At 65.4% G+C, this 12,957-nt stretch carries 10 protein-coding genes; 2 read left to right on the plus strand and 8 right to left on the minus strand.

The features are described from left to right. Window positions 1-208: 208 nt before the first annotated feature. Genes XAN126_RS0119690 through XAN126_RS0119705 form a run of 4 tightly spaced genes read right to left on the minus strand, consistent with a single transcriptional unit; the run spans window position 209 to window position 5,358 of the window. Window positions 209-976, minus strand: a complete 768-nt coding sequence (locus tag XAN126_RS0119690; RefSeq protein WP_024280280.1) for an ABC transporter ATP-binding protein — start codon at window positions 974-976, stop codon at window positions 209-211. Further along, entirely contained in the window at window positions 973-2,046 is a 1,074-nt protein-coding gene (locus XAN126_RS0119695; protein ID WP_024280281.1) for an ABC transporter substrate-binding protein, read from the minus strand. Before XAN126_RS0119695 ends, XAN126_RS0119690 begins: the two co-directional genes overlap by 4 nt. Before the next feature lie 19 nt (window positions 2,047-2,065). Continuing rightward, window positions 2,066-3,088, minus strand: coding sequence for a hypothetical protein (locus tag XAN126_RS0119700; protein ID WP_245272298.1), 1,023 nt, complete (start codon window positions 3,086-3,088; stop codon window positions 2,066-2,068). Window positions 3,089-3,111: 23 nt separating this feature from the next. Beyond that, a complete protein-coding gene (locus XAN126_RS0119705) occupies window positions 3,112-5,358 on the minus strand; it encodes a TonB-dependent receptor (protein ID WP_024280283.1) in 2,247 nt (748 codons plus the stop codon). Between the two features lie 420 nt (window positions 5,359-5,778). Here XAN126_RS0119705 and XAN126_RS27315 point away from each other — a divergent pair, with 420 nt between their 5' ends. Continuing rightward, the gene (locus XAN126_RS27315; RefSeq protein ID WP_024280284.1) at window positions 5,779-6,291 is read left to right on the plus strand and encodes a LysR family transcriptional regulator; all 513 of its coding nucleotides are present in this window, start codon (window positions 5,779-5,781) and stop codon (window positions 6,289-6,291) included. Next, window positions 6,288-7,352 carry an iron ABC transporter permease gene (locus XAN126_RS0119715; RefSeq protein ID WP_024280285.1) on the plus strand — a complete coding sequence of 355 codons (1,065 nt, stop codon included), beginning with the start codon at window positions 6,288-6,290 and terminating at the stop codon, window positions 7,350-7,352. Before XAN126_RS27315 ends, XAN126_RS0119715 begins: the two co-directional genes overlap by 4 nt. A gap of 226 nt (window positions 7,353-7,578) precedes the next feature. On the opposite strand, the gene XAN126_RS0119720 is transcribed toward XAN126_RS0119715, so the two are convergent. From XAN126_RS0119720 to XAN126_RS28790, 4 genes are read right to left on the minus strand one after another with little or no spacing between them, the layout of a single operon-like run. Next, window positions 7,579-7,992, minus strand: a complete 414-nt coding sequence (locus XAN126_RS0119720; RefSeq protein WP_029877467.1) for a hypothetical protein — start codon at window positions 7,990-7,992, stop codon at window positions 7,579-7,581. A gap of 5 nt (window positions 7,993-7,997) precedes the next feature. Then, entirely contained in the window at window positions 7,998-9,977 is a 1,980-nt protein-coding gene (locus XAN126_RS0119725) for a conjugal transfer protein TraG (protein ID WP_024280286.1), read from the minus strand. 24 nt (window positions 9,978-10,001) lie between these two features. Next, the gene (locus XAN126_RS28785) at window positions 10,002-11,663 is read right to left on the minus strand and encodes a DUF3363 domain-containing protein (protein ID WP_245272299.1); all 1,662 of its coding nucleotides are present in this window, start codon (window positions 11,661-11,663) and stop codon (window positions 10,002-10,004) included. Continuing rightward, on the minus strand, window positions 11,558-12,892 hold the full coding sequence (locus XAN126_RS28790; RefSeq protein WP_024280288.1) for a ParB/RepB/Spo0J family partition protein: 1,335 nt from the start codon (window positions 12,890-12,892) through the stop codon (window positions 11,558-11,560). Before XAN126_RS28790 ends, XAN126_RS28785 begins: the two co-directional genes overlap by 106 nt. Window positions 12,893-12,957: the final 65 nt, after the last annotated feature.

Consider the following 12,957-nt stretch of genomic DNA (forward strand, 5'->3'; position numbering starts at 1 on the left):
CCCGCCGCAGGTCTAGGACGGGTGACCGGCGGATCAGGCACTCTGGCTCTGATCGAGTCTCGACCCTAGATGACGGATGGCTGAGTGTCGGCTTTCGTCGTCCATCGCAGTGTTAGCTTGTGGCGCTGACAAGACCAGCTCGTGCCCCACGCCAAAAGGCGCCCCCCGGCGAGGGCACAGCGCAGACGCTTTCTCTCGCGGGGGCCGCTCACTGCGGTCCTACGAACCGTCCGACCGGTGTCAACACTTCGGCCATCCGGCCGGCATGTTCGAAGCTGACCCGACGAATCGGCGTGCCGTAGAGGCGGGTGAGATTGTCCTCGTTCAGAACCGATGGTGCCGGCCCAATGGCATGCTCCTCGCCGCTGTACAGGATGAGGGCATCGTCGGCGACGCTGAAGGCATGTTGCGGATCGTGAGTGGTGAACACCACGGTCAGGCCATCCACATCGGCGATCGTGCGAAGCCAGCTCAGCACCTGTTCCTGATTGGCGAGATCGAGGGCTGAGGTTGGTTCATCCAGCACGAGGATGCGCGCCTCTGCCGCCAGGGCCCGGGCCAGGATGACGAGCTGGCGCTGGCCGCCGGACAGGGTATCGAAAGGGCGCTCCGCCACCTCGGCAAGGCCGAAGCGGTCGAGCGCCGCATAGGCCCGCTCCATATCGTGCTGCGACGGCTGGGCGAACAGGCCGATGCGCCGCGCCCGCCCCATTACCACCATCTCCACCGCGCTGAAGCTGAAGGCGGTGTCGAACAGTTGCGGCACGAAGGCCACCTCCCCGGTGGTGGCGATCCGCCCTTCGGTGGGCGCCAGCGCCCCCACGAGGAGCTTCAGCAAGGTGGTCTTGCCCCGCCCGTTGGGGCCCAGCACCCCCAGCACCCGCCCGCCCGCGACGGAGGCGGAGACCCCGCGCACGATCCAGTGCCCAGGCCGATAGGCATAGCCCAGGCGATCAAGGCAGATGCCCGGCGTCATGGCGCAGGCTTCTCCACCTCGGCGGTATTGAACCGGTCATAGAAGGCCGAACCAGCATTCTCTTGCCATTTCAGGGCGAAGCGCACATCCTCCGCGCCAAGCGTGCGGCCGAAGGCGCGCGCATAGGTCGCCGCATAAAGCGCTGGCGTGCGCGCCGGCCCGGGGACCGGGAACAAGACCTCTTCCAGCCATGCGGCGAACAGCGACGCATCCACCGGTGCATTGAAGGTGGTGTTGGCAGGCATCAGATAGACCCGCCGCCTGCGCACCGCGCGCACGCCCTGCCAGCGCGGATCGCGGTACAGATCCGGTGGCGCGGGCATGCCGGGGCCGGCCAGCAGCAGGATCACCTGCGGATCGCGCATCAGCACCTGCTCGATGTCGGCGGATGAATTGAGCGGCAGGTCCTCCGCCACATTGCGCGCGCCGAGCTGCCGCAGCAAGGCATTGAGATAGAGCCTCCGCCCGCCCACCCGCCACTCCCCGGCGATGGGAATAAGCACCATGACCTCCAGCGCCGCCCCTTCCCGGCGGCGGACAGATTGCGCATCGGCCTCTTCCGCCGCGAGCAGTGCGTTCGCCCGCGCGTCGCGCCCCAGCACGTCGGCCAGCTGCAGCCAGGTGGCCCGCGCCTCCGCGCGCATGTCGCCCCGCCAGCCGGGAATGGCGACGATGCGGGGATAGCCGATTTCCACCAGATTGCCCTTCAGCCCCTCAGCCACCACCACTGCATCCGCATCCCGCCGCATCACCTCCTCGGGATCGGGTACCGGGACCGCCCCCGTGGTGCCAAGCGTCGCCATCTGTGGGAAGACGCGGATCAGCGGGTGCCCCTTCGCCTGGTCCCGCAAATAGGACGGAGCCGCGACGATCCGGGCGGGACCATCATCCAGTGTCGTCACCGCCTCCACCACGGGCGCATAGGCGATGAGGCGCTGCGCTGGGCCCGCCTCTACCGTCGCCAACGGCGCCGCCCGCGGCGGATGCCACGCGAGGGCAAAGCTGAAGGCACAGAAGCCTGTAAGTGCCAGCACCACACCTTTGCCCGCCAGCGCTTCCCGGATGCTCATGCCGAACAGCCTCCGCCCATCAGCTGAGGGTGAGATGCGTGAGCGCGCGCTCGAACGGCATGGGATGGTCGGCCAGATGCCGATCCAGCCATTTCATCTCCAGGCAGCGGGCGAGGCCATAGACCTTGGTGCCGCTGCGATCACCGTAGCGCTCGCAAAGCTCCGCGGCCGAGGGGATCGCCGCATAGGCAGCTTGCGTGCGTACAGCCAGATCGGAGACGATCTCCTCGAAGCATTTCTGTTCCAGCATAGCGATATTCTGCGCGTTCACGTTCAGCACCAGCCCGCGCTCCGGCGTGTCCGGCGCCATGCGCAGCAGCTCGATCCATTCGCGCTCCGAGCGGCACCCTTCCCCGGTGGAGATACACGCGCCCATGAGTGCGAGCAGCCAGTCCGGCAGACTGTCGCGCACCGCCTCGTCAATGCGCTCCTCCTCCAACTGGGCCGCCCATCCGGCGTAGAAAAATGGCATGGCGTAGCGCCAGTTTCCCGGGTGCATCGGCAAAGTGTCGAGAAGGTCGTTCAGATCCTTCAGTGTCGTTAGCGTGCTGCGGGCCACGAACAGCCGGGCCCCGAGCGCGAAGCCCATTTCCCCCGCCATGCGCAGGGTGCGCAGGATGAGATCGAAATTGCCCTTCTGCCCGTTCCAATGGTCATGCACTGGTCCCGTGCCGGCGAGGGAGCCGTGGGCGGAAATGCAACCGAACGCGCGTCGCTCGGCAAGCCAGGTCTTCAGCTCCTGGTCCGTGCGCAGGGGCTGCCCGCCCAGGGACATGCGTCGCAAGGGCTCGTACGTGCGGGGGAAGCGCCGGGCCAGATCGTGCAGCAGTTCCAGCGTCCTGCGATCGAAATTGTCCGTGTAATTCACCACATAGCCAATGCGCAGGCCGCCTTGGGCCTCCCACTCAAGGAAGCGAGCGAGAAGGGCATGCAGGCGCTCCGGCTCCAGCGCGGACAGCGTCTTCTTGCCCATGGAGCAATAGCGGCAGGCATGGGCGCAGGCCACGAGCTTGCAGTGGATGTGCAAGGAGGAGAATGCCACTCGCTCGCCCATGGCCTGCCTGCTCAATAGGTGACCTGCGCCGAGAAGGCGAAGGTGCGCGGCTGGCCGAGATAATAGGAGTTCAGCCAGTAGCTTTCGTTGGTGATGTTCTTCACGTCGAAGCGCATCACGAAGTCGCTGGTGTTGGTGATGTGCCGACGCAGGCGGAAGCCGAGATTGGCGGTGACGACGCCGGGCAGGAATTCCGTATTGAGAATGTCCACCGCCTGGTCGCCAGTATAATAGAGCCCGCCCGTCAGGGTCAGTCCCTCCACCTGCGGCACGTCGTATTCCGCTGTTATCTTGGCGAGGATGTTGGCCACGTTCTGCGGGCGCAGCCCGTTGATCGAGACCGTCGTGTCGGAGGACGGGCCCTGCTCCACCTGCGCATCGAGCAGGGTCAGGCCGCCATACACGCGGAAGCCCTCGAACACCGTGCCCGTGGCTGTCATCTCGATGCCTGGGCTGGTCTGCCGCCCGCTCTGCACCAGCGTATAGGTTCCGTCCGAATTATACTGGCTGTATTGCAGGGCCTGATCGATCTTGAACACGGAAAGCGTCAGCAGGGTCTGGCCGATATTGGCCTTGATGCCCGCCTCGTAGGACGTGCCCACATAAGGGGACAGGACCTGGCCGGCATTGGTATAGACCGTGCTGCCCCAATTGGTGACCACCCCGCCCCCCTGGAGGGACTGGCTGTAGGTGACATAAGTGGAGAGCCAGGAATAGGGCCTGAAGGTCAGCGACGCACTGGGCGAAAGATGGCCCTGGCTGAAGGAACTGGTCTCGATTCCGGTGGTCGTATTGTAGTTGATTCCAGTGATCGTGGAATAATTTAGCCCCACGAGCGCGGACCAGCAATCGTTGAACTTGAGGTCGTCCCCGATGACGAAATTCGCGTTGCTGCTGTAGCTTTTTTTCTGTATCGGCCCGACATTGGAGGGATAGAAGAGCGGTTCCGCCTCATAGGTAGGCAGGGCGAAGTTGAAATCGGAATAGATGGAACTGGCGTAGCTGGTCGGGGCCTGGCTGGTGGTGAGCTCGTTGCCGTAGAAGCCGGTGGTGACCTTGTGCTGCCAACCCCAAGTATCGAACTTGGCATCGACCAGGGTGTAGGCCGTATTTCCGTTGTAGTAGAAATTGGTGTTCTTTCCGGCAATCTGGTAGTAAAGACCGGAATTGTCGGTAACGAGGTTCACCGTGTAGATGTTGTTGCGCGTCGCCACATCCGAATTATAGGCCGCGGCGCGCACGGTGAAGATGTCGTTCAGGTCCCATTTCGATTCCGCGCCGACACGGTTCTGCTGGGCCCAGTATCCGCTCCAGGGCTGGCCCCAGTTCAGCGAGGCATCCGGCGCAGAGGGGTGACGCACGGCGCTTGAGCCATCCTCATTGGTGGCGAAGCTCCAGAAGGCGTCCGTACCGGTCACCTTCTGGTCGGAATGGGAAGCGAGCACCATCAGCTCAAAAGTATCGATCGGCTTGTAGGTGAACGCCGCGGTGAGAAGGTCCCGCGACACGCTCTGCTGATCGACCGATGTATCCCCGTCCTGGCCGAGTATATTGAGCCGGTAGGTCAATACGCCCTGGGAATCGACCTTGCCGCCGAAATCACCGTGAATAAAGCCCGATCCGCCACCATAATTGCCAGCCTCCACGCTGGCGATGGTTTCTTCCGTCGGGCGCTTATAGACATAGTTCACGAGGCCGCCCACATTGGCCGGGCCAAACAGGAAGCTTGTGAGCCCGGTGAAGGTCTCGATGCGCGCCTTGTCCTCGATGGGCTCCACATAAAGGTTCTGCAGGCGCATGCCATCGAGCGCCGTGCCGTAGCCGTTGATGAGGGTGAAGCCACGGATGACCATGTTGGGCGAGAAGCCTCGCGTGCTGGTCGTATAGGGCTGGATCTGGGGATTGATCTGATAGAAATCATCCGCAGAAGATGCCAGTGTATTCTCCAGCAGCGCGCTCGACACGACGTTCACCGAATAGGGAACATCCAGTATGTTCATGGTTCCGAGCGGTCCGACGCCCGAGACAGTGGAGGGACGATAGCCGGCGGCTTCACTCCCTTCCTCCGCGCCATCTTTGTCGGATGAGACCTCGACGGGCGGCAGCGATACGCTCTGGGCCCGCGCCCGCTCGCTCGCGCACAAGGCCAGCATGGACACGCACAGGCCGAGGGCCCGCACCAGGTGATGATTGCCAGACACCCTGCCGCCGACCACGGTCAGGCCGGGCCGCCCGGCCCGCGAGACAACAGACATCATTACGAAACCCCCGCAGAAAATAATGAGGTTACGATTATTTTTATACTTATTTTATATATTATAACTTAATTATATACTTTGACCTGACGGGCCGCGCAGACGAACGAGCTGCCCGCCGTATTTCGGTGAGAATACACACGCGCAGATGCTCCTGCCCCGGGGTGGGGGCCAGCGTTGCGCCCTGTTTCATCTGTCGATCGCCCCTCAGCTATGTACGAGTGGATATAGCGTAGATATGCCAGCCCTTACATGAAGTCAACTACATCTTTGAGGCGCGGTCCGGACTGCCGCACAATCGGGAATGCCCCGAATTCCTCCATGTTCTCCCATAGCAGCAATGGCTTGACGTCATTGACAGGCAGACAGTCGCCGGTTCGTCTGCTATAAGCCGAGTACATTTTTCGAATTGCGGACGCTTGCATGGCCGCCTGGCTGTTTCTGAAACTCCATTTCAATCGCTCGAACGGTGGCGCCATCGGCCCCGGCCGTGTGGCCATCATGGAGGCCATCAGCCGGTTCGGCTCCCTCACCAGCGCAGCCCAGGAACTGGGCCTGACATACCGGCACGTGTGGAACGTGGTCCAAACCATCAATTCTGAATTTGATGAACTGGTTGTCGTAAAACGTGGCCGACACGGGGGCGGCGCTGTATTGACCCCGCGCGGAGTGGAGCTTGTGAATTATTTTCGTGCTATGGAGCAGAAATTCTACAATGTCTTCTCCGACGACCTGAGGCGGATGGAAAGCCTGCTCGGCGAAACCCCGGACGTCCCCTATCCCGTTCCCCAGGACATGCGGGTCTTTCCGCCCTCTCCTCCCGAACCGCTTGCCGCGCCCGAGACGACAGCCCGCAAGGCGCCATCCAAGCGGGCCCTCCCCGGTGGCGAAAAAGCGAAGGCGAAGGGGACCGGCAAGCCCCGCGTCGGGTCATGAGCGTGGGCAAAGCAACCGCTGCTCGCGCCTCGGGCGCGTGGGCCGGCCGCAACTTTCCTCTTTTGCCGGTGCTCGGCCTCGCGCTCGCGCTCACCATGGCCGCGTCGCTCACGATGGGTCGCTATCCCCTTGGCCTATGGGAGGTGTTGCGGCTGCTAGCAACGACGAATCCGTTCGGCGCGAGCGGCACCTATGCGGACAAGGCCTTCATTGCCGTGGAGCTGGTGCGGCTGCCACGGGTGCTACTGGTGACCCTATGCGGCATGGGACTCGCCTTGTCTGGTGCGGCGATGCAGGGGGTGTTCCGCAATCCGCTGGTGGGGCCGGAAGTGACCGGCGTCACCTCCGGGGCGGCGCTTGGCGGAGTCGCGGCCCTCATGTTCGGCGTATCGGTATTCGGTGTGGTCGGGCTGGCATTCTGCGGCGGGCTTCTCGCGCTCGCCTGTGCCTTTGCACTGGCCACACTCGCTGGGCGCGAGGGCACTCTCGCCCTCGTCCTGTCCGGCGTCATCGTGGGAGGCTTCTGCTCCGCCGTGGTCGGCCTATTGGAACTGGTGGCGGATCCGACGACGCAATTGCCGTCCATCGTCTTCTGGCTGCTCGGCAGCTTCGTGGGCGCCACCTACGACAAAGCCGCAGTTGCGGCCGCAGCGCTGCTGGCGGGCGGCGCACCATTGCTACTCCTGCGCTGGCGCATCAACCTGCTCGCGTTGGGCACAGCAGATGCCCGCGCCCTGGGTGTGCGTGTGGAGGCACTGCGCTGGGCCATCATGGGGCTGGTGACGCTGATCGTGGCGGCGCAGGTCTCGGTCAGCGGCGGGGTGGGCTGGGTCGGGCTCATCGTGCCGCACCTGGCGCGGGTAATGGTGGGGCCAGACCATAGCCGGCTCCTGCCAGCGTCGGCTCTCCTTGGAGGCCTCTATCTCTTGGCCATGGACGACCTCGCCCGTTCGGCCCTGGCAAGCGAGATCCCCATTGGCCTGCTGACTAGCCTTCTGGGAACGCCGGTCTTCGCAATCCTGTTCTGGCGTTTGCAATGCCGGGGATGGCACCAGCTGTGACCGAACGACGGCGGCACTTCCGATAAGCGTTGCGTTGGCGATACCCTGCCTTCGCTTCCACACAGACCCTTTCGGATCGGAGAAAGGTTCGGCTAGGATCGCCCCCAACGGCTTTGTTCGGAACGCCGTCGTGGCGAGCGGATCGCGCCCAAGGTCGGCCCTGCGAACGAGAGCCAATGTCTCCTCCTGGCGCGAAAGCCCCTTTTCTTAAGGCACTGGCAGCACGTCAGCCCTCCTCTGCAATCTCCTGCGCCAGCCTCGGCCCCTTCGCGAGCCGCCGCCCCAGCGCCGCGACAAACGCTTCGTACCGCTCCGCCGCCTTGGCTCGGGCCGCCTGGGCCGCCGGCTCCGCCACGGTGGGAGTGGTGGCCAACCAGAACCGCACGAATACCGCCAGCGTCTCAACGGCAATGCCGAGGTCCCGCTCCAGTCGAGCCGTCCGTCGGTCCAACTGGTCGAGGCGTTTGGCGACGGCAGCTTCCCGTTGCTCGGCCGCGTCGGGCGACAAGAACGACGCGATGGCGGCCTCCGCGATCAGGGACTGGGGCTGATCCCGCCGCGCGGCATAGTCGGCCAGCAGCCCCATCGTCGTCGGATCCAGATAGACCGAGATCTGCGCCTTCTTCTTGCGAGGGGCCATCGCCGTCACAGCTCCATTCCATCGTTGGGATCGAGCGCGACCTGACGCGCGACGCCCTGCATGACACGGGTCATGCGACTGGCCTGGGCCACATCGTCCTCGCTGTCATCGACCAGATCGATCTCGAACTCGTTGCGGGGGTGCGCAGGGGCCTCCACCGTCTCCACCCGCGCCAGCTCCGGCTGGCGCCGTTGCTCCGAACCCGTAGTGTCCTCGTCGTCGCTTCCCTCGACTATCAGGTTGAGCTGTGACGGCACCGGCAGCGGAAAGACGCTCCAGTCGTCGGGCTGGCGATCGCGAGGGACCAAGAGCTCTGGCGGGTACAGCAACCGTTCCCGAAACCGCTCATCCTCGTAGTAGCGCGCCTTCTTCGCCCGGATGGGCGGCGTGCCAGCGACCATGACGATCTCGTCCGCAGGCGGAAGCTGCATCACCTCGCCCGGCGTCAGAAGCGGGCGCGCCGTCTCCGAGCGCGAGACCATGAGGTGACCGAGCCACGGGGAGAGCCGGTGCCCGGCATAGTTCTTCATGGCCTTCATCTCGGTGGCGGTACCAAGGGCGTCGGAGACGCGTTTGGCGGTGCGCTCGTCATTGGTGGCGAAGCTCACCCGCACGTGGCAGTTGTCGAGGATGGAGTTGTTCGGACCGTAAGCCTTCTCGATCTGGTTGAGGGATTGAGCGATGAGGAAGCTCTTGAGCCCATAGCCCGCCATGAAGGCGAGCGCGCTCTCGAAGAAGTCGAGCCTCCCGAGCGCGGGGAACTCGTCCAGCATGAGCAGGAGGCGAGGCCGGCCGGCCTTCGCCTGCAGGTCTTCCGTGAGGCGGCGCCCGACCTGGTTGAGGATCAGTCGGATGAGCGGCTTGGTGCGATTGATGTCCGAGGGCGGCACAACGAGGTAGAGCGTGGTCGGCTGGATCCCTGAAACGAGATCGGTGATGCGCCAGTCACAGCGCCGCGTCACCTCTGCCACCACGGGATCACGGTAGAGCCCGAGGAAGGACATGGCGGTGGAGAGCACGCCGGACCGTTCGTTCTCGGATTTGTTGAGGAGCTCGCGGGCGGCGCTGGCGATTACGGGATGAGGACCCTCCTCTCCGAGGTGAGCCGTCGCCATCATGGCGGCGAGGGTCGTCTCGATGGGCCGCCGGGGATCGGAGAGGAAAGCGGCGACACCGGCCAGCGTCTTGTCCCGCTCGGCATAGAGGACGTGAAGGATGGCGCCGACGAGGAGAGCGTGGCTGGTCTTCTCCCAGTGGTTGCGCTTTTCCAGCGAGCCCTCGGGGTCCACGAGGATGTCGGCGATGTTCTGGACGTCGCGGACCTCCCATTCCCCGCGGCGGACCTCCAAGAGGGGATTGTAGGCGGATGAGTGGACGTTGGTGGGGTCAAACAGCAGCACACGCCCGTGCCGGGCCCGGAAGCCGGCGGTAAGCTGCCAGTTCTCGCCCTTGATATCGTGGACGATGGCCGAGCCCGGCCAGGTGAGCAGGGAGGGCACGACGAGGCCCACGCCCTTGCCGGACCGGGTCGGGGCGAAGCACAGGACATGCTCGGGACCATCATGGCGCAGATAGTCCCGACCATGGCGCCCCAACACCACGCCGTCGGGCCCGAGCAGCCCCGCCGCGCTGATCTCCTCCGGCTCGGCCCAGCGGGCGGAACCATAGGTCTCGACGCGTCTTGCCTCCCGCGCCCGCCAGACCGAGAGGCTGATGGCGGCGGCGATGGACAGGAAGCCACCCGAGGCGGCGATGATCGCGCCCTCGGTGAAGACCGCCGGCGCATAGGCGTCGTAGAAATACCACCACCAGAAGAAGGCCGGCGGGGGATAGACGGGCCAGGGCCCCAGCAGGAACCAGGGCGGGCCGAGCTGGTCCTGGAAGCCCAGCCGCCACGCCACGAACTGTGTGGCGCCCCAGGTGGTGGCCAGCACGATGGCGAGGACGAGGAGGATCTGGCCCCAAAGGATCTTGGTCGCGGACATGCGGCGCTCCGGTGAGGGATGAGGTCAGAGACTGAGGCCGCGCTTGCGGCCGAAGGACCAGTCGATGCCGCCGTCGGTGCGGGCGACGCCGGAGATGTGCTTGCCGAGTTGCTTCTCCAGGGAGGGTGACCAGGGCACGAGCTGGAAGCCGAGGCCGTCGTCCAGCATGGCGAAGCGGCCGGAGGCGAGCGCCATACGCCGACGGTAGGTGCCGGAGACATACTCTCCGTTTCCAGACCGCCGGAACGGCAAGCCGCTCTCGACAGCGATTTTCTCGCCCAACGTGTCGACCTCTCGCCGGCGCATTGTCTCGATCAGGTCACGGGCGAAGGTGACGCGCTGGCCCTGCCGCTCAGCCAGCCCCTCCCGGACCAGATGGTCGGCCCGGCGATCCATAGCCTCACACACCTCGGCGCCGAAGCCGCCTTCGGAGAGCGATGTCGGCGCGCGGCTGAGCGCCTGCCGGTCGAGCCAGGTGGCGCCCGAAGCTGTGACCTGTTGTTCGATGGCGAGATCGGAGCGGACGGCCAGGGCGACCCGCTGCTGGCCGCGCCCGTCCTCGAACCGCCGGAGCTCCACGATGGCGCCGGACGCGCCGTCACTGGCCGCATCGAGGTCGGGCAGCCGGATGTGATGGGTGCGGCCGTCGACGCCGTCCACCACGGCATAGGCCGTGCCCTTCAGTTCGTCATCGAGACCGCGGTCAATGAGGCGGCCGATGATGGGCGCGGCCAGGCTCTCTCCCGCGAGCACATAGCTCGCTGTTCCGCGCTCGATCCCCTGTGCCGTGAGGGCGCGGTGCATCCGCTTGATGATGTCGCCGCGTTCGCCAAGGGCACGCAGCGTCGCCTCGGCCTTCTCGTCGATCACCCACTGGCCGGGGCCGATCTCATCGGCGAGCCCGAGGGCCTCGAGTTTGCGCAGCCGGCCGACCTTCAGAGGGAGGAAGGCGTCCGGCCCGCCATCGGCGTTATGCGCCACGTCGATGACGCCCGCCTCGCGCTGATCGCGAACCAACTGGCGATCGAGCTGGGTCCAGCCCTCCGCCTCCACCTGTCGCTCGACGGCGCGGTGGATGTCGAGGTCGGCGCGTGGGCCCAGCTCCTGCGTGACCAGATCCTGCGCGCGAGCGCGCATGCCCTCCTTGATGTAGTCGCGGGAGATGACGAGGTCCTGGCCGTCATAGGTCCGGCCCTGCACCAGGATATGCAGGTGGGGATTGTCGGTGTTCCAGTGGTCGACGCCGACCCAGTCGAGCCGCGTGCCGAGGTCCTTCTCCATCTGTCCCATGAGGTCGCGGGCGAACGACCGGAGGTCGGCCATGTCCCAGAGCGCACCCGGCTCCTTGGGCAACGCCTTCGCCCAGCTCTCGTGCCGGACGCGGATGGCCTCAGCCGAGACGCTGCCGTTGAGGCCCGGTGCTTGGGCGTTGAACGACACGCTCTTGAGATCGAGCTCGAGGCAGCTATCCGAGCCATAGGCGTAGAAGGCCTTCAGCGTCAGGGCGTGGACCGCCGCGAGGAATGCGATGTCGGGCTGTTCGCCCAGCGCATGGCGCAGGCCGAGGGTCCGATGGGTCGTCAGCTCCGTGAGCAACCGGTCGGAGATCGGAGTGAGGCCGTCCTCCTCCTCGGGCTCAGCAGGGGCATCGGGTGTGGCCGCCTGCTGGAGAGAAGTCGATGCCACATGGTCTGCATCATCGGTCTCGGTGGAAGTGGCATGCTCCTCTTCGACCGGCACCTCGTCCTCCGGGCGGACATAACCCCGCTCCACCCGGAGCTTGCCGTCCTGGGCGATGCTGACGAAGGCGCCGGCGCGGCCACCTCCGCCGGATCGAACGCAAGGGGCCGCGTCTCGAAGGCCTCCAGCATCGCTTCAAGCTCGCCGAGCCGTGCATCCACCTCCTCCGGCAGATCGTCGGCATCGGCATGTTGGTCGGACAGACGATCGTATTCCGCCTGGGCGGTCTCTCGTGCAGCCTCCTCCTCCTCGGTCACCGACGCGGGCTCGCCCCGCAACTGGCGCAGGCCGTAAGTGTGGCCATAGGCGAAGTCCGGCGCCACCTCGATCCACTTCCAGCCTTCACTCCGGATCGCCTCGGCATCAGCGGCAAGCTTCTCCGCCACCATCCGGTCGACGAGGGTTACGTCCTGCAGCCAACCGCCATCATCACTCTGGAACAGGTCGCGCAGCACCGTGCCGCCGGCCGTCCCGTAGGCTTCGATGCCGATGAAGCGGGCCCGCTTGTCGCAGGCCCGAACCGCGCCTTCGGTCAGCATGCGCCGGATGGCATAGGGCTGCTTGTCGTAAGTCTGGGCGAGACGCTCCAGCACCTGCTCCTGCCGCTCATGGTCGCCCGACACGGTGAATGCCATGAGCTGGTCGAGGCTGAGGCCATCCTCGGCATAGGTGTCGAGCAGCTTTTGAGAAAGGGAGGCGAGCTTCAGCCGCTGCTTCACGACCGCGACGGAGACGAAGAAGGCCGCCGCGATCTCCTCCTCCGACTGGCCCTTCTCCCGAAGGGCGAGGAAGGCGCGGAACTGGTCGAGGGGATGCAGCGGTGCGCGCTGGACGTTCTCGGCCAGGGAATCCTCCTCGGCGATGCCGCCCTCGCGGACGATGCAGGGCACTGGCGCGGTCCGGGCGAGGCGCTTGCGCTTCACCAGAAGCTCCAGCGCCCGATAGCGCCGCCCGCCGGCGGGGATCTCGTACATGCCGGTCTCGACGCCATCGGCATCGACCACGGCGCGGACGTTGAGGCCCTGGAGCAGACCGCGTCGGGCGATGTCCTCGGCGAGTTCCTCGATGGAAATGCCCGCCTTCACCCGGCGAACGTTGGACTGGCTGAGCACCAGCTTGTTGAAGGGGATGTCCCGCGAGGACGAAAGGGTGATCTTCTGAACAGCCGTGGCCATGGGTATTTCTCCGCGACGGGCGGCCGGAGAACCTTTCTCTGACCTCCAACCCGTCACTAAGCACG

It is taken from the genome of Xanthobacter sp. 126 (assembly GCF_000526175.1).
Taxonomy (GTDB): domain Bacteria; phylum Pseudomonadota; class Alphaproteobacteria; order Rhizobiales; family Xanthobacteraceae; genus Xanthobacter; species Xanthobacter aminoxidans.

Coding starts and splice junctions, on each gene's coding strand:
- XAN126_RS28790 (WP_024280288.1), bottom strand. CDS start 12,892: ATGGCCACGGCTGTTCAGAAGATCACCCTTTCGTCCTCGCGGGACATC.
- XAN126_RS0119715 (WP_024280285.1), top strand. CDS start 6,288: ATGAGCGTGGGCAAAGCAACCGCTGCTCGCGCCTCGGGCGCGTGGGCC.
- XAN126_RS0119690 (WP_024280280.1), bottom strand. CDS start 976: ATGACGCCGGGCATCTGCCTTGATCGCCTGGGCTATGCCTATCGGCCT.
- XAN126_RS0119695 (WP_024280281.1), bottom strand. CDS start 2,046: ATGAGCATCCGGGAAGCGCTGGCGGGCAAAGGTGTGGTGCTGGCACTT.
- XAN126_RS0119705 (WP_024280283.1), bottom strand. CDS start 5,358: ATGATGTCTGTTGTCTCGCGGGCCGGGCGGCCCGGCCTGACCGTGGTC.
- XAN126_RS0119720 (WP_029877467.1), bottom strand. CDS start 7,992: ATGGCCCCTCGCAAGAAGAAGGCGCAGATCTCGGTCTATCTGGATCCG.
- XAN126_RS27315 (WP_024280284.1), top strand. CDS start 5,779: ATGGCCGCCTGGCTGTTTCTGAAACTCCATTTCAATCGCTCGAACGGT.
- XAN126_RS0119725 (WP_024280286.1), bottom strand. CDS start 9,977: ATGTCCGCGACCAAGATCCTTTGGGGCCAGATCCTCCTCGTCCTCGCC.